17 protein-coding genes are annotated in these 20199 nt (G+C 72.5%); 6 read left to right on the forward strand and 11 right to left on the reverse strand.

Annotation, left to right across the window (positions count from 1 at the left end):
* Window positions 1-23 precede the first annotated feature (23 nt).
* Complete coding sequence (gene groES, locus ACERMF_RS12340; RefSeq protein WP_373669409.1) at window positions 24-332, reverse strand: co-chaperone GroES; 309 nt, start codon at window positions 330-332, stop codon at window positions 24-26.
* 701 nt (window positions 333-1033) lie between these two features.
* Between groES and ACERMF_RS12345 the strand changes: the two genes are divergently transcribed.
* The 5 genes from ACERMF_RS12345 (at window position 1034) to ACERMF_RS12365 (ending at window position 7925) form a co-directional block, all read left to right on the forward strand.
* Window positions 1034-3286, forward strand: a complete 2253-nt coding sequence (locus ACERMF_RS12345) for a hypothetical protein (RefSeq protein WP_373669410.1) — start codon at window positions 1034-1036, stop codon at window positions 3284-3286.
* Window positions 3287-3426: 140 nt separating this feature from the next.
* Window positions 3427-4020, forward strand: a complete 594-nt coding sequence (locus ACERMF_RS12350) for a helix-turn-helix domain-containing protein (RefSeq protein WP_373669411.1) — start codon at window positions 3427-3429, stop codon at window positions 4018-4020.
* Between the two features lie 429 nt (window positions 4021-4449).
* Window positions 4450-6135 (forward strand): LPXTG cell wall anchor domain-containing protein, encoded by a 1686-nt coding sequence (locus tag ACERMF_RS12355; protein ID WP_373669412.1) that lies wholly within the window; start codon window positions 4450-4452, stop codon window positions 6133-6135.
* A 135-nt stretch (window positions 6136-6270) separates the two neighbouring features.
* Complete coding sequence (locus ACERMF_RS12360) at window positions 6271-7182, forward strand: LPXTG cell wall anchor domain-containing protein (RefSeq protein ID WP_373669413.1); 912 nt, start codon at window positions 6271-6273, stop codon at window positions 7180-7182.
* Window positions 7179-7925: a helix-turn-helix domain-containing protein gene (locus tag ACERMF_RS12365; RefSeq protein WP_373669414.1), complete on the forward strand. Its 747-nt coding sequence runs from the start codon at window positions 7179-7181 to the stop codon at window positions 7923-7925. Before ACERMF_RS12360 ends, ACERMF_RS12365 begins: the two co-directional genes overlap by 4 nt.
* Before the next feature lie 51 nt (window positions 7926-7976).
* On the opposite strand, the gene ACERMF_RS12370 is transcribed toward ACERMF_RS12365, so the two are convergent.
* The 10 genes from ACERMF_RS12370 to glmS all read right to left on the reverse strand — a co-directional run bounded on the left by ACERMF_RS12370 (window position 7977) and on the right by glmS (window position 18854).
* Window positions 7977-8822 carry a GNAT family N-acetyltransferase gene (locus ACERMF_RS12370; RefSeq protein ID WP_373669415.1) on the reverse strand — a complete coding sequence of 282 codons (846 nt, stop codon included), beginning with the start codon at window positions 8820-8822 and terminating at the stop codon, window positions 7977-7979.
* 52 nt (window positions 8823-8874) lie between these two features.
* A complete protein-coding gene (gene tsaD, locus ACERMF_RS12375; protein ID WP_373669416.1) occupies window positions 8875-9882 on the reverse strand; it encodes a tRNA (adenosine(37)-N6)-threonylcarbamoyltransferase complex transferase subunit TsaD in 1008 nt (335 codons plus the stop codon).
* A gap of 1 nt (window position 9883) precedes the next feature.
* Window positions 9884-10396: a ribosomal protein S18-alanine N-acetyltransferase gene (rimI, locus tag ACERMF_RS12380; RefSeq protein WP_373669417.1), complete on the reverse strand. Its 513-nt coding sequence runs from the start codon at window positions 10394-10396 to the stop codon at window positions 9884-9886.
* A complete protein-coding gene (gene tsaB / locus ACERMF_RS12385) occupies window positions 10393-11106 on the reverse strand; it encodes a tRNA (adenosine(37)-N6)-threonylcarbamoyltransferase complex dimerization subunit type 1 TsaB (RefSeq protein ID WP_373669418.1) in 714 nt (237 codons plus the stop codon). The genes rimI and tsaB overlap by 4 nt, the downstream gene beginning before the upstream one ends.
* A 6-nt stretch (window positions 11107-11112) precedes the next feature.
* Window positions 11113-11616, reverse strand: a complete 504-nt coding sequence (gene tsaE / locus ACERMF_RS12390; RefSeq protein WP_373669419.1) for a tRNA (adenosine(37)-N6)-threonylcarbamoyltransferase complex ATPase subunit type 1 TsaE — start codon at window positions 11614-11616, stop codon at window positions 11113-11115.
* 173 nt (window positions 11617-11789) lie between these two features.
* Window positions 11790-12440: a uracil-DNA glycosylase family protein gene (locus ACERMF_RS12395; protein ID WP_373669420.1), complete on the reverse strand. Its 651-nt coding sequence runs from the start codon at window positions 12438-12440 to the stop codon at window positions 11790-11792.
* A 534-nt stretch (window positions 12441-12974) separates the two neighbouring features.
* Window positions 12975-13976: a P1 family peptidase gene (locus tag ACERMF_RS12400; RefSeq protein ID WP_373669421.1), complete on the reverse strand. Its 1002-nt coding sequence runs from the start codon at window positions 13974-13976 to the stop codon at window positions 12975-12977.
* Window positions 13977-14125: 149 nt separating this feature from the next.
* Entirely contained in the window at window positions 14126-15271 is a 1146-nt protein-coding gene (gene alr, locus ACERMF_RS12405) for an alanine racemase (protein WP_373669422.1), read from the reverse strand.
* On the reverse strand, window positions 15268-17022 hold the full coding sequence (locus ACERMF_RS12410; RefSeq protein WP_373669423.1) for an NAD(P)H-hydrate dehydratase: 1755 nt from the start codon (window positions 17020-17022) through the stop codon (window positions 15268-15270). The genes alr and ACERMF_RS12410 overlap by 4 nt, the downstream gene beginning before the upstream one ends.
* Window positions 17019-18854 carry a glutamine--fructose-6-phosphate transaminase (isomerizing) gene (glmS, locus tag ACERMF_RS12415; RefSeq protein WP_373669424.1) on the reverse strand — a complete coding sequence of 612 codons (1836 nt, stop codon included), beginning with the start codon at window positions 18852-18854 and terminating at the stop codon, window positions 17019-17021. Before glmS ends, ACERMF_RS12410 begins: the two co-directional genes overlap by 4 nt.
* Before the next feature lie 201 nt (window positions 18855-19055).
* Between glmS and ACERMF_RS12420 the strand changes: the two genes are divergently transcribed.
* A complete protein-coding gene (locus ACERMF_RS12420) occupies window positions 19056-20180 on the forward strand; it encodes a polysaccharide pyruvyl transferase family protein (protein WP_373669425.1) in 1125 nt (374 codons plus the stop codon).
* The last annotated feature ends 19 nt before the right edge of the window (window positions 20181-20199 follow it).

Consider the following 20199-nt stretch of genomic DNA (forward strand, 5'->3'; position numbering starts at 1 on the left):
GTGAAAGTTTTCGGTGGAGCTGATCAGCCGATGACGGCGAGGATGTCGCGGGCGCTCAGGATCAGGTACTCCTGGCCCTCGACCTTGACCTCGGTGCCGCCGTACTTGCTGAACAGCACGGTGTCGCCGGCGGCGACGTCGAGCTGGATGACCTCGCCGGTCTGCTCCGAGCGCTTGCCCGGGCCGACGGCGACGACGGTCCCCTGCTGTGGCTTTTCCTTCGCGGTGTCCGGGATGACCAGACCACTTGCGGTGGTCTGCTCGCTCTCATCGAGCGTGACGAGGACCCGGTCCTCGAGAGGCTTGATCTTGACCTCGGTGGCGGTGGCCAATGTGCCCTCCCTAGGTCTGTCGGTGGGCGGTGACGCAGCCTGCGTCCCGCGGAACGGATGAATGGGCGCGCCGGTCTCGACGCGGGTCCCGGTCCGGGTCCGACGCGACCGTCTGTGCGACGACCTCGCCGGTCACCAGCGTTGCTTCCAACGCTGGCACTCCCGGATTCCGAGTGCCAGAACCGAAGCTAGCACTCGCCCCCCGAGAGTGCAACGGCGGCGGCAACGCCTTTGAGCCGGCGCGGCGCAAGCCCCCGGCGAGCCCGGGCGCACGCCCGTCCGGGGCGTTCGTCCCCGGCCATCGGCACCTTGCGTGCCGTCGGATGGACGGCGTCCATGCGTCGGCCGCGCGAATCGGTCGTGCGACCAAGGCCATCGTGCCGTGCTCTCCCTGTACGGACGATCGCCCGTGCCGCGGCCGCTGTACGTCCGACGCCACGGCCGGGGTTGAGGTCGCAATCAAACCCACGTTGGGTTGGCCCCGTTGCGCTCGAGAGAGCGCGACACGCGATCACGAGATGATCACGGGGACGCACAGACCTCTGGACCCAGCAACGGTCGCCCAGAGCCAGTAGCCGGAACCTGCGACGGGTTCCCGCTGCCGACTCGGGTCCAGAGCGAGCGAGTGGCGAGACCGACCCCGGAACCGACCAGAGCGTCGGCTCCCCGGAGTCGACGCCCACGCTCGAGAGGTTCTGGACATGACGCAAACATTCCGCTGGAGGCACTCCGCCTCCCTGTTCGCGCTGATGGCGCTGGTGCTGGCGATGTTCGCCCCCGCCGCCGCCTTCGCGACGGACAGCGAAACCACCGACGCAGAGAACGAGGCCACGGAGTCGGCTGCTGAAGCTGAACAGGGGACAGCCGAGTCCGAGTCCTCGAACGACATGGCTTCCTCGACCACCGTCGAGGAAGATGGCACGACCGCCGAGACCGAGGCCGACGCCACCACCGCAGCCGAAGCCACGATCACCGTGACCTTCGACTCGGGCGCGACCCGGACGGCCACCGCCACGCCGCAGGGGCAGAGTGCGACCTACCTGTTCCAGGTCAGCGTCACGGATGCCGACACGGTCACCGCCGCCTCGGTTTCGCTCGACGGTGAGACCTACACCTGGACCGGCAACGGCTCCGACCACGCCGAGTGTGCAACCGATGCGGGCGGCACCTGGCAGATCAACCTGACGTCGTCCAAGGTCGTCACCATCAGCCACGCCGACTGCGCCGGCGACGCCATCGTCGATGGCGATGAGAACGGCGATGACGGCAAGGAAGACGACGGTAAGGAAGACGACAACGGCGACAACGGCGACGACGGCGACAACGGCGACGATGGCGAGACCGGCGGCGACCAGGTCGACGCCGACTACGGCGCCAACGACAACGTCGACATCTGCCACGCCACCTCGTCCGCGACCAACCCGTACAACGCGATCTCGCCCAGTGTGAACAGCATCGTCAATGGCGAGGGTCACGGCGGGCACACCGGTCCCATCTTCGACGCCGCCACCATGACGAGCGGTGACACCTGGGGCGACATCATCCCCTCGTTCACCTACCTCGATGGCGATGAGGTCAAGACCTTCGATGGCGTGAACTGGCCCGCGGGCGCGGACATTCTCGCTGCCGACTGCGAGTTCGGCACAGAGGGCGATGACGGCGATGACGGTGACAACGGCGACAACGGCGACGGGGACACCGACGTCGACGCCGAACTGACCGTCACCACCTCGATCGAGGGCGACGACATCTGCCTCGGCGACGAGGTCACCGTCACCATCGCCAACACCGGCGACATCGACCTCCACGTCACCGGCACGCTCACCCTCCCCAACGGCACCGAGATGCCGCTGGTCTACGAGATCGTCGCTGGCGACTCGGCCGTCATCACCGACACCCCCAACCAGCTCGGTGACCACGTCATCGTCTGGCACGTCACCGACCACGACGACCTCGACGGGGCCCTCACCATCACGGTGATCGACTGCGAGGACGAGGCACCCGTCGTCGACGACAGCATCGAGTTCACCGGCACCACGACGGCGCTGGTTTGCATCGGCACCGACGTCAACCTCACGCTCGACGCCCTGATCGGTGTGGACGCGGACGCCACCTTCGCCGACCTCGAGCTCGCCTTCCTGGGCGACGCCGAGCTGCTGGCTGGCTACGGGTTCGACCTCGACGACCTCGGCTTCGACGAGGACGGCAACTTCAGCGCAACGCTGTCGAACCTGCCGCTCGGCGCGAACGTGTTCGACTACACGGTGAGCCTCGACGGCGAGGTCCTCCACACCGGTGCGATCACCATCACGGTCGTCACCTGCCCGCCGCCCGTCACCGAGCCGCCCGTGACCGAGCCCCCGACCCCGACGATCGCCGCGGACGTCGAGCTGGTCTGCCCCGACGGTGAGGCTGGTTTCGTGGTCACCACGACCGGGACCGACCTCGACGCCACCGCCGGCAGCCTCGTGGTCGCCTACACCGGCGTGAACGACGCCTTCTGGTCCACCCCGCTGACCGTGGGTGACAACCTCACGGTGGCGTGGCCGGTCGGCGCTGACGGCATGTTCCTCACCGAGTTCGCCGTCTGGGTCACCGTCGGCACGACCGCGAGCAACCTCGTCCTGGTCGACACCGTCGGCTTCGAGTGTGACTTCGTCCTCGACGAGGGCGTCGACGCTCCGGGCACCGACGGCGGTACCGACACGGACGTCGACACCGACACGGACGTCGACACCGACATTGGCGGCGATGACGTCACCCGCGACGACGACACCGACGTCGAGACCGTCGTGGTGACCACGCCCGACACGACCGTCACCGTCGACAGCGACCGCGTCCTCGGCGTCTCCGGGGACCAGCTGGCCCGCACCGGCTTCTCCATGCTGGGGCTGCTGGCTGCTGGACTGCTCTCGCTGCTCACCGGTGCCGGTCTGTTGCGACGTCGCAGCTGACGCACTGAGGTAGCGCGCAGGTGGGGCGGCCTTCGGGCCGCCCCACTCGTGCGTGCGCTGTCGAGCAATCGAGAGTTCACCGACGACAACCCGTGCCGGAGACGACATACTGCGCGTCGCTATCTACGGCATGGACATTCATGACCTCCCCGCTCGAGACCTACGGGCACCTGGCCGCCGCGCCCGTCGTGGCCGACCGCGACACCGACGTCGCGCACTCCGTCACCGCGACCCTCGAGGCGGAGCCGGCCGAGGTCGGGGAACGGCTGCGCCGGGCGCGGCTCGCACGAGGTCTCTCACTGGCCGATGTCGAGCAGCGCAGTGCGGGCCGGCTCAACGCCGTTCTGGTGGCTTCGTACGAACAGGGGGGTAGAGCCGTCACACTCCCCCGCCTCGGCGACCTGGCCGAGTTCTACGACCTGCCGGTCCACGAACTGCTGCCGTCCCAACCTCGGGGCGACCACGGGACGCCCGACGGTCCGGCAGCCGACCCGGCAGCCGTGACGCTGGACCTGGAGCGACTACCCGAGGATGCCGTCGACGGACTAGACCCGATAGCGCTTCGGGCCGTGGCGCGCTTCGCCGAGCACATCAACGAACGCCGTGGCAACCGGAGCGAGCGCGTCCTCACCGTGCGCGGTGACGACTTGCGAACGATCGCTGTAGCGGTCGGTCACGAACCCGACGACCTCATCGATGCGCTGCGTCAGCTGGGCACGATCGTGTCCGATTGACGGCCGAAACGACACTGCGTTAGCAACATCTAGCGCTGCGTTACGTCCAATGAGCCGCCCACGCGCAGTAGGCGCATGCGAGTGCCAGGCAAACCGGACATTTCGGCGAGTTTTCTCACGCCCTGCGCAGAACTCGCCCCTTTGTGTGAGGGAGTCGGCACGATTTTCCTGCTGCGGATCCCTCCACAGCAAACCGCGGTCAACAGTTTCGTGACCGCCGGGGCGCATTGACCTCTGGATTTTCACGGTCGCCCGGGCACTCGTGCCCGAGTCCAGAGCGAGCTAGTGGCGAGACCGACCCGGAACCGACGTTTGCGTCGGTCCCCTCCCGCGGGGTCGGCGCACTAGTTCAAAGGGTTCTGGACCATGAGGGCACGATCTCGGCGAGCCTTGAGCCTCGCCACTCTTCTCGTCTTGATGCTGAGCGCAATGCTGCCGATGTCATCGCTGGCCGCGATGGCCGACGAAGAGCAGCCGGAGGCGAGCGAGGGCGACGCCGTCGTGGACGGGACTGAGGAGGACCTTGCCGCCGGACTGTCCGCCGCCTCGTTCGCGAACGACGACAAGGGCAAGGAGAAGGACGACAAGGACGTCGACACCAGCGACAGCATCACTGTCCTGGCCACGGAGAAGCACTGCACCGACCATGACTCCACTTCCTACTGGAAGTCCGGATCGAGCCAGACGATCAACGGGGTGACGATCACCGTTTCCGGCAAGACGGTGACCGCCACCGGCGGTTCGGCGGAACTGTGCGTGAAGGGCGGGACCGACAACAGTGGTCGTCTCGCGCTGGCTGACGGCGCCTCCTACACCGTCACCTTCGAGAACGGGGGTGGCCAGAACCCGAACATCAGCTACGTCGTCGTCTACAAGGTGACGCCGACCGTCACCCCGGACGGCGAAGACGAGGACGGCCCCCAGAAGGTGACGATCTGCCACGCAACGGCAGCGGGCACCTACACCAGCAACTCGCTCCCGAAGTGGCAGATCTACGCGGCGGGCGGTCACAGCCACGGCAACGAGACCTCGGTCCACCCCGACGACATCATCCCACCGTTTGCTGCAGGGAGTCACGGCGGACAGTCCTGGGGGGCGTTCGACGGATTCAACTGGACGCCTGCCGGCCAGCTCATTCACGGCAACGGATGCGTCGACGACAGCACGGTCGTGACGCCGCCGTCGATCGTGCCGACCGCATCGTTCACTTCGGAGTGCGTCACCGAAGGCACCAACGCGAACACGCGCAAGGTCACGGCCACCCTCGACAACAACGTCTCGACCGACGGCAGCGTCGACAACGCCACCGTCGACTACCAGATCGTGCGCACCGACAGCGGCAGCGACAGCGTGCTCGACACCGTGACCGTGCTCGCCGGCGCAACCGGCAGCTGGACCGGCTACGTACCCGACACTCAGACCTGGACGCTCAAGGTCGTCACCGGCTCCGGCGACGCCGCCACGTCCATCGCCAACGGCTCGTTCACTGGCAACTGCACGACCGGCGGCGACGAGAATCCGGTTCCGCCCGTTCCTCCGAGTCCGCCCGTACCTCCGGTACCGCCGGTGAAGACGCTCTCGGTCACGGGCAGCGAGGTCTGCCAGGACCTGGTCCCGAGCTTCGTGCTCACCATCTCCGGTGACAACCTGACCGCCGATAGCGGGTCGGTCGAGCTGCGCAAGGTCGGCGGCACGGGCCTCGTCACCCACGACGTCGATCGGGGGCGGAACACCCTGCCCTGGCCGTCCGGTGGCGGGCTGAGCTGGGAAGCGGTCGCGGTCACGGTGAGCTTCGACGGCCTCACGGACTCCCTGACCCTCGACTACTCCGAGATCGAGGTGGAGTGCACCGAGGTCCTGCCCGAGGAGCCGGTGGACCAGGAGCCGACGCCGGTTGACCCGGTTGACCCGGACGACCCGGACGGGTCGGAGAACCCCCCGACGCCGGCGAAGCCCGTGGTGACCGACGACAAGGACGACGACGAGGTGCTGGGCGTCGTGCGCGACCGCAAGCTGCCGCGCACGGGCGCCTCGACGCTCGAACTGCTCGTCGGCGGACTCGCAGCGCTGGGCCTCGGCGGTCTGCTGCTGCGGCGACGGGAGCAGGACGCCTGAGCGGGCGGCCGGGCTCCGGGACACCACGTCCCGGAGCCCCGAGGCTCCCGTTTTCGTCGTCAAGCGCCTCTTCCGCACCGTGCGGAGCCGTGCCCCGTCGGAGCATTCGTGAGAAACGACCGCCCAAGGCCGTCGGTGACCACCCGGCTGCTCGTCCTGTCCGCCATGGCCCTGGCCATGACCACGCTGGCCGCCCCGGCACTCGCCCTGGACGGCGCGGATCAGTCTCCCTCCGCCACGGAGACGAGCGAAGACACGCATCGCACGACGGTTCTGCTCGATTCCGAAGACGTCGACGCCGTCGAGGAACCCTCGGCGGAGGCGCCTTCGGCGGACGGAACACCGGCGAGCGCAACGCCAGGCAGCGCAGCACCAGGAAGCGCGAAGTCGGCGGACACGACGCCGAGGAACGCGACGTCGCCGGAGACCTCGACCGATTCGGCGTGCGCCACGCTCGCCATCGTGCGGCCCGACGGCATCACCGGTGACGCACAGGCGGTCACGATCACGGCGCAGACCCTGGACGCGGAACTCGCCGGCTGGAGCTTCGTCCAGTGGACGCTGGACCCGCTGGTTCGGGCCGACATGCTGGTGGTCGTCGGTCGTGACGGGTCTCGCACCGAGGTCCCCGCCACCGCGGGACATGCCGAAGCGGTCCTGGAACTGGTCGTGTGCGGGCATCGCGAGGGTCCGGCCGTTCCCGTCGACCCCGACGGCCCCGTCGAGGGCGAGGCACCGGTCGACGAGACCCCCGACCCGGACGGCGGCGAAGGTGACGGCAGCGGCGGCGAGGGCGACGACAGCGGCCCCACCCCGGACGGCACGCATGGCGGCAGTGCCGACGAGGACACCGCGGGAGGCAACGGGCACGGCGAGGAACTCCCGCGCACGGGCAGCTCCACCTCGACGGCATCCCTGACCATGCTCGGGCTCGCCAGCCTGCTCGTCGGCGCGCTGCTACTGCGTATTGGGGGGCCCGCGTGGCGTCCCCAGACGCCGGCCATCGAGAAGTCGGGCAGCACTTCCGCACGCGGAGATCGGCAATGAGCGAGCCTTCTCCCCTCGCCGGCGCCATCGGCAGCCGGCTCCGCCAGGTGCGTCGCCAGCAGGAGCTGTCCCTGGCCGACGTCGAGGAGCGCAGCCTGGGCGCCTGTAAGGCGGTCGCGCTGAGCGCCTACGAACGCGGGGTCCGCGGCGTCACGGTTGCTCGCCTTGCGCAGCTCGCCAGCCTCTACGAGGTGCCGGTGAGCACGCTGCTCGCACCCTCCCCGAAGGTCGCCCGGCCGATCGCTCAAGCTGCCGCGGCAGGAATGATCCCCGCTTCCGGCGCCCGCTCCGCGACCGCCGCGACCACCGCCGCGACCACCGAGGGGCCGGCCCCGGCAACCGCGGGGCCGACCGCGGCAACCGCGATGCAGAACCCGGCCGCAGCGGCGACGACTTCGAGGCCACGCCCGTCACGGTCGAGGCGCAGGACGCCGCTTGCGGCCAACGACGCGACCGCCGACGCGAACGGCCGGGGACGGACGCTGCGGTTGCAGGCACTCCTCGACATCGCCGCCGGCGACGGTTCCGACGCCGAGCTGCTTCGTGCCGTCGTCCGCTTCGTCGAGCACATCACCCAACGTCGCGGCGACCACAACGGCCGGGTCCTGACGCTCCGCGACGGCGACCTGACCACGATCGCGGTGGCGGTCGGTTGCCGGCTGCCCGAACTGCTCGAGGTGCTCGATGCCCACGGGGTGACGTCCGCGGGCGTCCCGTCAGCCGGGGCGACCGCGCCGGCCTGACAGGACGCCGGTCGTCGACGGGACCGCCGTCGCCGAACCGCCGGCTTTCGCTCAGGAACGGACGGCGAGCCGCCACGCCTCGCGATCGACGAAGCCGGCCGCGAAGTAGGCGGCATGGGCGCCTGGGTTGTCGGCGCGCACGTGGAGGCTGATGGGCCGGTGCTGCGGTCCCTCGGCCAGCGCGGCCCGAACCGCCGTCGCGACGGCCGCGCGCCCGAGCCCCTGCCCGCGCACCTCGGGCGCGGCCACGATCCCGGCCAGTTGCACCCCCCATCGGCGCGACGACACCGACCGTTCCAGCTTCAGGACGGGCCGCCCGATCGGTCCGACGCAGTACGCCATGCCCTGTCGCACCGTGCTCTCCAGCCGCTGCCGGTAGCCGCGCCAGCCGACGCGGCCTGGATCGGGGCCGAAGCGGTCGTCGACGTGCAGCTGGACCGCCAGGTCGGCGAGCCCGTCGAGGTCGGCCGGCTCGGCCCGGCGCAGGCCGGGGTCGGGTAGCTCGGCGACGCCGGGGACGCGTTCGGGATCGACGACGAAGAAGCGCTGGTCGTGGACGACCAGGGCGGGGTCGGTCGGCGTGTTTCGCAGCACCGCGTCACCGGCCGCGACGTCGCCGACCAGCAGACGCCAGCGGCGGGCCGGACTGCCGGCGTCCTCGATGGCGCTGGCGTCACCGCACGGGACGACGAGGCGGTTCGGGAACACGACCGCCGCCGCCCATCGGTGATCGTCGGTGGCGAGCCGCACCTGGCCGACGCCCTGGGTCTCGATCACGGAGAGGGCGAACATGTGGCGCAGCCCGCCGCCGGCCTCGGACGGCCAGCCCTCGAGCCGGGACACGATCGTCTCGAGCTCGCCGGGTCCGGCCCGGCGCCACCGCAGTCGCCGCGGCATCAGCGGCGCCTCCGGCGAGCCGGTCGTCGGCCCGCGCTCCCGTGCCCCACCATCACCCGGCCAAGGGGAGGTTGGGGTCGACACCGAGGTCGAGGTCGGCGACCGTGCCCGCAGCGAGCAGGTTCGCCCCCGACGCCGCGACCATGGCGCCGTTGTCGGTGCACAGCGGGATCGACGGCACGACCAGGCCGAGGCCCTCACGTTCGCAGGCGTCGGCGAACCGTGCCCGGAGGCGGCTGTTTGCCGCCACCCCGCCGGCCAGCACGACCCGCTCGAGCCCCTCGTCGCGGGCCGCCCGCAGCGTCTTGACGACCTGCACGTCGACGATGGCCTCCTGGAACGACGCCGCCACGTCGGCGAGGTCCGGTTCCTGCCCGGCCGCCTCGAGCTTGCGCAGGTAGCGGATGACGGCCGTCTTCAGCCCCGACAACGACATGTCGTAGCTGTCGTCGTGCAGCATCGCGCGGGGGAAGTCGATCGCGGCCGGGTCGCCCTGCCGCGCGAGCCGATCGATCTCGGGACCGCCGGGGTAGCCCAGACCGATGAAGCGGGCGATCTTGTCGAACGCCTCGCCGGCCGCGTCGTCGATGGTCGCACCGAGCTGCCGGAAACGACCGTCCGCCCCCATCGCCACGATCGAGGTGTGCCCACCGGACACCACCAGCGCGGCCAGCGGCGGTTCGAGCGCGCCGAACTCCAGCTGTGCCACCTCGACGTGGGCGCGCAGGTGGTTGACGCCGACCAGCGGCTTGTCATGGGCGAGCGCCAGGCCCTTCGCGGCGGACACGCCGACCAGCAGCGCCCCGATGAGCCCCGGGCCGGAGGTCACCGCGATCGCGTCCATGTCGGACAGGCCGCATCCGGCCTCCACCAGCGCATGGTCGATGGTGGGCAGCAGTGCCTCGAGATGGGCGCGGGCCGCGACCTCGGGCACGACCCCGCCGTAGGGCGCATGGAGGTCGACCTGCGAGGCGATGACGTTGGCGCGCAGCGTGAAGCGGTCCTCGACGATGCCGACGGCGGTCTCGTCGCAGGAGGTCTCGATGCCGAGCACCAGCACGTCAGGACTCCTCGGTCCGCATCACCGGTCCCCGCTTCGGCAGGTCCCGCTTCCACATCAGCAGTGCGTCCTCGCCGTCGGGGTAGTAGCGCGGCCGGACTCCCTCGACGACGAACCCGAGCTGACGGTACAGCGACAGCGCGGCCTCGTTGGACCGCCGTACCTCCAGCGTGACGGCGGCCGCGCCCCGCGTGTGCAGCCGCCTGATGAGCTCGTCCACCAGCCGCGCGCCGACGCCCCGACGACGGTGGTCCGTGGCGACCGCGACGTCCAGCACGTGCCCCTCGTCCAACGCCAGCAGCCCTGCCGCGAACCCGACGATGAGGTGCGAGGTCACGGTGCGTGCGACGAGGCAGCACCGGTCGTCACGTCCGAGGTCGGCGTCGACCAGCCGGCGGGTCGAGTCGCCCAGCCCCGGAAGCGCGCGGACGGCGTCGGCGTCTGCGGGCATGGCGGGCACCACCTCGACGTCGTGGGGGAACGAGCCGTGGTCGCGGGCAGCGGCTGCGGTCACGGGGCCTCGCCGCCCTGCATCCGGCCGCGGGCCTCCCAGCCGATCTTCGCGTCCGCCTGCCGCAGGTAGATCGGCAGCAGGTCCGTGGGCCGCTGGGTCTCCTCGCGCTCGAACCGGGGCAGGGCGAGCTCGGCGAGGTGGGCCGCGTCCGGCGTGGCGTCGAAGGTGTCGGCTGCCTCGATGCCGACGCCGCGCAGCTCGTCACGGGCGCGCGCGAGCCCGTCACCGATGACGAGGCAGTCCTCGCCGATCGCCTCGAGCTCGGCGGCCAGGTGCGCCGGCGTGCTCACCGCCAGCTCGCTCTGCCGTTGCACGCCGCCGGGCACCGCCCGGTACAGGGCCCAGAACAGCTCGCCGCGACGCGCGTCGATCACGGCGCAGATCGGGCGACGGACGTGCCGTGCCTGGAACGCCACGACGTCGAGGCCGGACATCCCGACGACGGGCAGCTCGCTGGCGGCCGCGAACGCCTGGGCCGTCGCGATGCCCACCCGCAGCCCGGTGTAGAGGCCGGGGCCGAGGCCGACGGCGACCCCCGTGATCCGGTCCGCGGTGGTGCCGGCCTGTTCGAGGCAGAACCGCACCGCGGGGGCGACGAACTCGCCGTGCCGACGGGCGACGCCAAGCGACGCCGAGGCGAGCACGCCGTCGTTGCCGACCAGCGCGACCGACGACTGACCGGTGGAGGTCTCCAGACCGAGTACGAGCACGGCGGTTCAGCCTTCCTCGCGCCACGCGGCGCATGCGTCGGCGACGGCGGCCATCCGCCCGTCCCAGCTTGGACCGAGCCCCCGCAACCGCACCAACCGGTCCCCGTCGAGGTCGTCGTCGTCGGCGAGCGTGAGTTCGACGTCGAGCCGGTCGTCGGGCAACAGCGCGGAGATGGCGTCGCCCCACTCCACGAACGTGACCACGTCGGCAGCGAGCACCTCCTCGCCGAGGTCGAGCACGTCCTGCAAGGTGTCGAGCCGGTAGACGTCGCAGTGCACCACCGGGACGGGCGCATCGAGGTAGGTGCGCACGAGCGTGAAGGTGGGCGAGGTCACGCGGCCCTCGACACCGAGGCGGCGGGCGGCACCCTGCACGAAACAGGTCTTGCCGGCGCCGAGTTCGCCGCTGAGTGCGACGGCGTCACCGGGGCGCAGTGCCGTGGCGACCGCCGCCGCCAGCGCCCGGGTCTGCTCCGGGCCCGCGGAGCGCAACACCAGTTCGGACGGCACGTGGTTCTCCTGCCACCGGTTGCTGGTCGTTCGGCATGGCGTCCGGTGCGCCTCGGGGCGGGGGCGCGAAGGGCGGGAGGCGCGAGACGGCGCCAGCCACCCGAGGCGGTGGTGGGATCGGACGTGCTGACGTTACCCGAGACGCCGCGATCGGGGCTCTGGTGCCTCGTGGACTACGAGCCGACCGCTGGCCGGGCCCGTAGCTCCGCCATCGTCTGCGCCCCCGTCGGCAGACGGCCGTCGAGCACCGCCTTCGCCGCCGTGAGGTCACGACGGAGGGTCCCCGCGGCCTGCGGCACACCGCGCACGGCATCGGCGGGGTGGTAGGTGGGGATGACCGTCACGCCCTGCACGTCGAGGCGGTAGCCGGCGATGCGCTCGATGTTGACGGAGCGGCCCAACAGCACGCTGGCCGCGAACGAGCCCAGGGCCACGATCACCTCGGGCCGGACCAGCTGCAACTGCGCACGGAAGTGCTGACCGCACGCCTCCAATTCGTCTGGTGTCGCGGCGCGGTCGTCGCCTGGCCGGCACTTGACCAGGGTCGTCAGATAAGCGTCCTGGCTGTCCAGCCCCGCCACCTGCATCGCGTGACCGAGCACGTTGCCCGTGCCGCCCGCGAACGGCTTGCCCTGCAGGTCCTCATGGCGCCGCGGCTTCGAGCCGACGATCATCAGCCGGGCCTCGAACGGCCCCTCCCCGACGACCGGCGTGGTTCGTCCGCCATGCAGCCCGCAGGCGGTGCAGGCGCGGATTGCGCGCTCCAGTTCGCGCCTGAGCCGGGCCGGCGTTGCGGCTGTCGGTGCCACCAGGTCACTGGCCACGCGCATCCCTCCCCACATCGGAAGGCGAAACGCCTCCTGATGCGCTCTGCTGACACGCTAGCGGCGGCGGAGCGGACCCCCCAACGACGGAACGATCAGCGCGCAGACGTCTCACCAGCCGCTCACTCCAGCAAGCGACCGCTGACCCATGAGACCCGTTGCCCACGCACGGCCCCGCCCTGCCGCCCCGGCACGGCGTAGCCCCGCCCCCACCTTCGTGCCCCGGCACGAAAGGTGCACGCCGGCGTACCGGTCCGGGCCGCCCGCGAGTCAACTTTCGGCCTCGGGAACGAAAGGTGGCGGCGCCTGCGCGACCAGTCCCCCGCCCGGTCCCCACGTTCGGCAGGGGGCACGAAAGATTCCCGCGGCCGGCGAGGCCGACGCTGCCCGGAGCCTTGGCGGACCCCACGTTCGGCTCGGGGGCCGAACGTGGGCGGCGGGGTGGCCGGTGGGTGGCGGGGGTCGGTCGGTGGACGGCGCGGGTGGTTGGTGTGCGACGGCGGTGGTGCGTGGGCGGCGTGGAGTGGGTGGTGGTCAGTGGGGGTCGGCGAGACCGGGGAGGTCGCGGCGTCCGTGGGCGGCGAGGGGTCCGCGCCGGACGGCGTCCGCGACGGCCTCGGCGGCGAGGTGGGCGACGAGATCGACGGTCGCGTCGACGGTGCCGGTGGCGAGACAGAACAGCGCGTCACCGTCCGATTCGGTGTGCGCCGGTCGCAGCGACCGGGCGAGGCCGGAGTGGCCGAGGTCGGCGACCCGGTGCGCCTCGCGTTTCGTGAGCCTCGCGTTCGTGACGATGCATCCGATCACGGTGTTGCCGGTCGGCCCCTCCTCGGCCTTCCCGCCGGCGGCGGCGTCGCCGCCCGGCGGCTGACCTCCGGGCGATTCGTCGTCGGGCGTGCCGAGCGGGCGGCCGTGGGTCGGGAAGCGGGGCACCTCGTCGGCGACCCGGGCGCGGGCGACCCAGGTGCCGTCGTCCGCGACCACCTCGCCGACGGCGTTGTTGGCGACGATCGCACCGACCGTCACGCCGGCCGCCGATCGGACCGCGACGCCCTGCCCACCGCGCCAGGCGTGCTCGAGGCCGGCCACCTTGGCCACCGTGCACCCCGCCCCGACTCCGACGCCACCCTCCTGCGGGTCGTCGAGGCTGGCCGCCTCGCAAGCGGCGTATCCCTGGTCCGGGCCGGGCCGGGCAGCGCGGACCGCGACGGCCTCGTCGAGGACGATCGCCGCCCCGACGATCGGGACGACGATCCCGCCACGCAGGGCGTAGCCGATCCCACGCTCTTCCAGCCAGCGCATCACGCCGTCGGCGGCCGCCAGTCCGAACGCCGACCCGCCGCTGAGCAGCACACCGTGGCACACCGTGACCTTGCCGGCCGGGCCGAGGGCGGCGGCCTCGCGGGTCCCCGGTGCGGCGCCGCGCACGGCGATCGCCCCGATCGTGCCGGCCGGCGGCAGGATCACCGTGCACCCGGAGACGCCGTCCGGCGACGTCCACGTGCCGACCCGCACGCCCTCGATGCCGAGCGCCATCAGCGACCCCCGCCGGCGACGTCCCGGCCACGCTCCAGGACCAGCGCCATCAGCGACCCCCGCCGGCGACGTCCCGGCCACGCTCCAGGACCAGCGCCATCAGCGACCCCCGCCGGCCCCGGCCCGGCCACGCTTCAGCCGCAGCGCCATCAGCGACTCCCGCCTGCGGCGCGGCCGTCGACGAGCGGCACGCGCGGGAGCCGTGCCGTCAGCTGGGTCACGATCTCGTAGGTGATCGTGTCGGCGGCGGCCGCCCACTCCTCGACCCGGATCCGGTCGTCGCCCTGGTCCCCGATCAGAACCGCCTCGTCGCCGACGGCCACCTCGTCGTCACCGCACCACACGAGCAGCTGGTCCATGCAGACCGTCCCGGCGATGGGCCGGCGCACCCCGCCGACGAGGACCTCGGCGGCATTGGTCAGTGCCCGCGGCACCCCGTCGGCGTACCCCAACGGCAGGGTCGCCACCCAGCCGTCGGCGGGCGCCGACCAGCGGTGCCCGTAGGAGACGGCGGTCCCCGCAGGCACCCGCTTCACGAACGTCACCTCGGTCACCAGGCGCAGCGCCGGACGCAGCCCGAAGTCGGCGGCGTCGACGCCGACCGCCGGCGAGAGCCCGTACAGCGCGATGCCGGTGCGCACGAGCTCGCGGCGCGCGGCCGGGTACAACAGCGTGCCGGCGCTGTTGGCCGCATGGACCCAGACCGGGGCCGGCAGCCCCAGCTTCACGGCCCGGTCGAGGAAGCGGTCGAACGCCGCCAGTTGCACGTCGGTGACGTCGCGGTCCGGTTCGTCGGCGCAGGCGAGGTGGGTGAAGACGCCCTCGACGCGCAGGCCCTCGGCGGCGACGACCTGGCGCAGCCGGGCGTCCCAATCGGCCTCGGGCACGCCCACCCGTCCCATCCCCGTGTCGGCCTTGAGGTGCACGGGGACCGGCTCTCCGCGCCCCCGCCCGGCGGCGTCGATCGCCGCGATGAACGGCTCGCGGTAGACCGTCGCGGTGAGGTTCGCGTCCAGCAGCGTGGGGATGGCGGCGACCGGCGGCTCGGCGAGGACGAGGATCGGCGCCTCGATGCCCGCACCGCGAAGGACCAGCCCTTCCTCGACCAGCGCCACGGCCAACCACGCGGCACCGCCCTCCAGCGCCGCCCGTGCCACCTCGACGGCTCCGTGTCCGTATCCGTCCGCCTTGACGACGGCGCACACGGCGGCGCCAGCGAGCTCACCGAGGCGTGTCGCGTTGTGGCGGATGGCGGACAGGTCCACCTCGACGCGTGACGCGCGGAAGTCGTTCACGGGCGTTCCCCTGCGGCAACGGCCCCGTCGCCGGCCTCGGCGCGATGGGCGGGAGGCAGCGTGCGCACGCCCGGCGCCGCGGCACGCACCCGCTCGAGTTCCCCCAACACGGCGGGAAGGGCGTCGAGCAGGTCGACGGCCGTGGCACGCTGGGCCCGGTCACCGCCCGCACGCACCCCGGCGGCGGCGTGCCACCACACCGCCTGCGCGACGCGACGCGGCACGTCGTCGTCGTCGGCCGCACCCGCGATCGCCGCGGCGACGATCCCGGCCAACACGTCCCCGGTCCCGCCGCTGCCGAGTGCCGGCCCCCCGTTCGGGGTCACCCACACCCGCCCGTCGGGCGCGGCGATCATCGTGCCCGGGCCCTTGGCGACCACCGTTGCGCGATAGCGGGCCGCAAGCTCGGGCACCCGGATCACCCGGTCGGCCCAGGCCTGCTCGCCGTCGCTCCCGCCCCCGATCCGTGCCAGTTCCCGCTCGTGCGGCGTCAGGACCAAGGCGCCGCGGTGTTCGGCGAGGGCGTCGTTGTCGTCGCGGTGGACGTTGAGCGCGTCGGCGTCGAGCACCAGTCGGCGGGCGCCACGGCGCAGGTGGGCCACCACCGCGGCGGCGCCGTCGCCGTGACCGAGGCCGGGACCGGCCACCACGGCGTCGAACCCTTCGAGGTCGGGCAGGGCGTCGACCGCTTCCGGTGACAGCGCCCCGTCGTCGTCCACCGGCAGGCCACGCACCATCGCGGAGGGGTGGTGCACGGCGACCTCGGCGCGTACCGGTTCGGGCACCGCGACGGTGACCAGCCCGGCACCGGCGGCCAGCGACCCGGCGCTGCACAGCGCCGCTGCTCCCGAGGTGCCGACGGCACCGGCGACGACCAGCACCGCCCCGCGTTCGCGCTTGTCCGCAGCGACGCCCAACGGCTCCGGGGCGGCGCCGTGCGCCGTCAACGCGGTCCAGGTCCCGGTGGGAGCCTCCCACCCGGGGCCGAGGTCGCCGACCACGACCTCGCCGGCGTGCGCGGCGCCCGGGTGCAGGAGCAGGCCGCGCTTGCGGGCTCCGAACGTCACGGTCAGGTCGGCGACGACCGCCCCGTCCGGGGCCGCCCCGTCGTCGGAACCGACCCCCGAGGGGACGTCGCACGCCACGATCGGAACGCCCGCCTGTCGGGCCCGCAGCAGCGCGGCCGCCGCCTCGCCGACCGCCCCACGCGGCGCGCCGGACACCCCGGTTCCGAGCAGGGCGTCGACCGCGACGTCACACCAGTCCAGGGCCGCCTCGAGGTCGTCGAGGTGCCACGAGACCCGTCCCCCGGCGGCCACCCAGCGGTCGCGGTTGCCGCCGCTGGCCGCGGACACCTCGACGTCGGCCGGGTGCGACGCGACGATCCAGGCCTGCGCGCCGTGCGCCGCCAGTCGACGGGCGGCGACCCAGCCGTCACCACCGTTGTCGCCCTTGCCGACCAGGATCGCCACCCGCAGGCCGTACCCCCGGCCGGCCAGGCGCACGACGGCGCGCGCGAGGTGGCCCCCCGCCCGCTCCATCAGCCCGTCCCACGTGCCGCCTGCCGCCACGGCGGCCTCGTCGCCCGCACGCGCCCCGGCGGCATCCAGCAGCGGCACCTCCGCGACCTCGCCCGGAGACGGCGCCGCGACCGCACCCCGCAGCGGCACGTCGGTGACCGCGGACCAAACAGGCCCGACCGCGCCCGCCAGGGCAACGGCCGGGATCCCGCCGGGCGCGGGCCGGCTCATTCGACGGTGACGGTCTTGGCGAGGTTGCGGGGCTGGTCGACGTCCTCGCCCCGCAGCGTGGCGATGTGGTACGCGAACAGCTGCAGCGGGACGACCGAGAGCACCGGACCCGCCAGTTCGTGCGGCGCCTCGGGCAAGGTCAGCACGTGGTCGGCGTTCTCCTTGAGCTCCGCCGTCGACCCGTCGGTGCCGATCGCCAGGACCGCCGCACCGCGGGCGCGGACCTCCTGGATGTTGGACACCATCTTGCCGAACACGTGCCCGGCGGGGGCGAGCGCCACGACCAGCGAACCGTCCTCGATGAGCGCGATCGGGCCGTGCTTCATCTCGCCGGCGGCGAACGCCTCGGCGTGGAGGTAGCTGATCTCCTTGAGCTTGAGCGCGCCCTCGTAGGCGATCGGCAGGCCCGTGTGCCGGCCGATGAACATGGTGTAGGTGACGTCCTTGTACCGCTCGGCGAGCTCGGCGATCTGGCCGTCGAGCTCGAGCACCTGCTCGAGCGCGCCCGGGATCTGCTGCAGACGGCCGAGGATGTCCTCGATCTCGGAGGCGTACATGCGCCCGCGTTGCTGCGCCAGGTACATCGCGAGCAGCAGGCAGCCCACGATCTGGGTCGTGAAGGCCTTCGTGGACGCGACGGCGACCTCGAGGCCGGCGTGGGTGTAGAGCACCCCATCGGCTTCGCGCGCCAGCGTGGAGCCGACGATGTTGCACAGGGCGATGACCGGCGCGCGCTGGTCCTTGGCGTGCATCGCGGCCGCGATCGTGTCGCTGGTCTCCCCCGACTGCGAGATGGCGATCACCAGCGTGTGCGGGTCCAGGATCGGGTCGCGGTAGCGGAACTCGCTCGCCTCCTCGACCTCGACCGGGACACCGGCCCAGTGCTCGATGGCGAGCTTGCCGACCATGCCGGCGTACCGCGAGGTACCGCACGCGAGGATGAAGACCTTGTCGATCCGCCCGAACTCGCGCTCCTCGGTCCGCAACTCGTCGAGTTGCAGGCGTCCCTCGTCGAAGCGTCCGAGCAGCGTGTCGTGGACGGCCTTGGGCTGCTCGTGGATCTCCTTGAGCATGAAGTGCTCGTAGCCCTGCTTCTCGGCCGCGCTCAGGTCCCAGTCGACGGTGTAGCGGTGGGGCTCGGCGGGCTTGCCCTCGAGGTCCATGACGTCCACGCCGTCTGGCGTGATCCGCGCGATCTGACCGTCGAGCAGCGCGGCGACGTCCTTGGTGTGCTCGATCAGGGCCGCCACGTCGGACGCGCAGTACCCGACCCCGTCGGCGTGGGCGACGATCAGGGGCGCCTCGAACTTGGCGACCACGATCGTGTCGGGGTCGTCGAGCGCCACGAAGCACAACGAGTAGGCGCCCTCGAGCCGGTTGACGACGCGGCGGACCGCCTCGAACAGGTCAGGTTCGTCCATGCCGGCGAGCTCGCGCTCGACGAGGTGCGCGGCCACCTCGCTGTCGGTCTGGGACAGGAACGTCGCCCCGTCGAGCTCCGCGCGCAGCGCCTGGTAGTTCTCGAGGATGCCGTTGTGCACGACCGCGACCCGGCCCTGCGGACCGAGGTGGGGGTGGGCGTTGGTGTCGTTGGGCGCACCGTGGGTGGCCCAGCGGGTGTGGCCGATCCCGATCCGCCCGGACGTCGGCTCGTCTTCGAGCGCGCCCTTGAGGTTGTCGAGCTTGCCGGCGCGCTTGACGACCTGGAGCTCGTCGGCGCTGCGCACGACGACGCCGGCCGAGTCATAGCCGCGGTACTCCAGGCGGGTCAGACCGGCGAGGATCCCCTCGACCGCGTCGTCCCGACCGGTGATGCCGATGATGCCGCACACTGCAGGCTCCTTCGCACGAGAACTCGCCCGTGCACGACGCACGACGCCGGCCCGAGGTTGCCGGGAGCGTAGCGCCGCCCTCCCCGCGCAGGCCGGGGCCGCAGGCCGTCGCCGGTCCCTGCTGCGCCAGGTGATCGGCAGCCGCCCGCGCACGGAAGGTCGCGGACTAGCCTCGATCGGACACGAGGGAACGGGTCGGCGGTGCGGGTGTTGGTGGCGGGCTGGGTCGGGTCGACCAACCTGGGCGACGAGCTGGTCTTCAGCGGCCTGCGGACCCTGCTCGCGCCGTACGGGGTCCAGGTGTCGGCGATCTCGGTCGACCCGCCGGCGACCCGCGCGGCCCACGGCGTCGGTGCCGTCGGCCACCTCGACGCCGCCCGGCTCCTGCGTGCCGTCGGCGAGGCCGACGCGGTCGTGTTCGGGGGCGGCGGCCTGGTGCAGGACGACTCCAGCGCGCTCAACCTGCCCTATCACCTCGCCCGGGTGGCACTCGCCCGGATGCGCGGGACGCCGTGGGCCGCCGTCGGACTGGGCGTCGGCGGCCTGGCCACGCGCGCAGCCCGAGGGCTGGTCCACGCCGCGCTGCAGGACAGCGTCGGGATCGCCGTCCGCGACGAGGACAGCCGCCGCCTGCTCGAGGAGGTCGGCGTGCCGGGAGCCGTCGTCGCCGCCGACCTCGCCTTCGCGCTCGCGGGCTCGGCGCCACCGTCGTCCGAGGAGGTGGCCGAGAACGGAGACGGGGAGGCGCAGCGGGACGGCGACCGGCTGGTGGTGTGTCTGCGCCCGTGGAGCAGCGGACACGCCCGTCTGCCGGCCGCGAGCCAGGCCGACACCACGCCCGACACCCACCTCGACGCCCTGGCGACGGCGCTGGACACTGCCGCGCAGCGGACCGGTCTGCCCGTCGAGTTCGTGGCCCTGCAGGCCGACCGCGACGACGCCGTCCACGAGCGGGTCGCCGCACGCATGACGACGCCGACGACGCGTTCGACGCCGACGCTGGCGGAGCTGCTGCCGACCGTCGCGCGGGCACGGGCAGTCGTGGCGATGCGCTACCACGGCGGGGTGGCGGCCACGCTGGCGGGCCGCCCGTCGGTGCTGATCGGCTACGCGCCGAAGGTCGACGCACTCGCCCACGAGCTGGGCGCCGGCGGCAAGGTGCTCGGCTGGGACCCGGCGGACCTGGCCGACGTGCCCGAGGCGCTGACCGCCGTCCTGCCCCACGCCCGGGCGGTCACGCGCACCCGCGCCGACCTGCAGGCACGGCAGGCCGGCAACCGGGAGGTGCTCGAGCGCCTGCTGCAGGCCGCCGACCGCGCCCGCTGACACACGCGCCCGCTGAGGC

Source organism: Egicoccus sp. AB-alg6-2 (assembly GCF_041821025.1).
GTDB lineage: Bacteria > Actinomycetota > Nitriliruptoria > Nitriliruptorales > Nitriliruptoraceae > Egicoccus.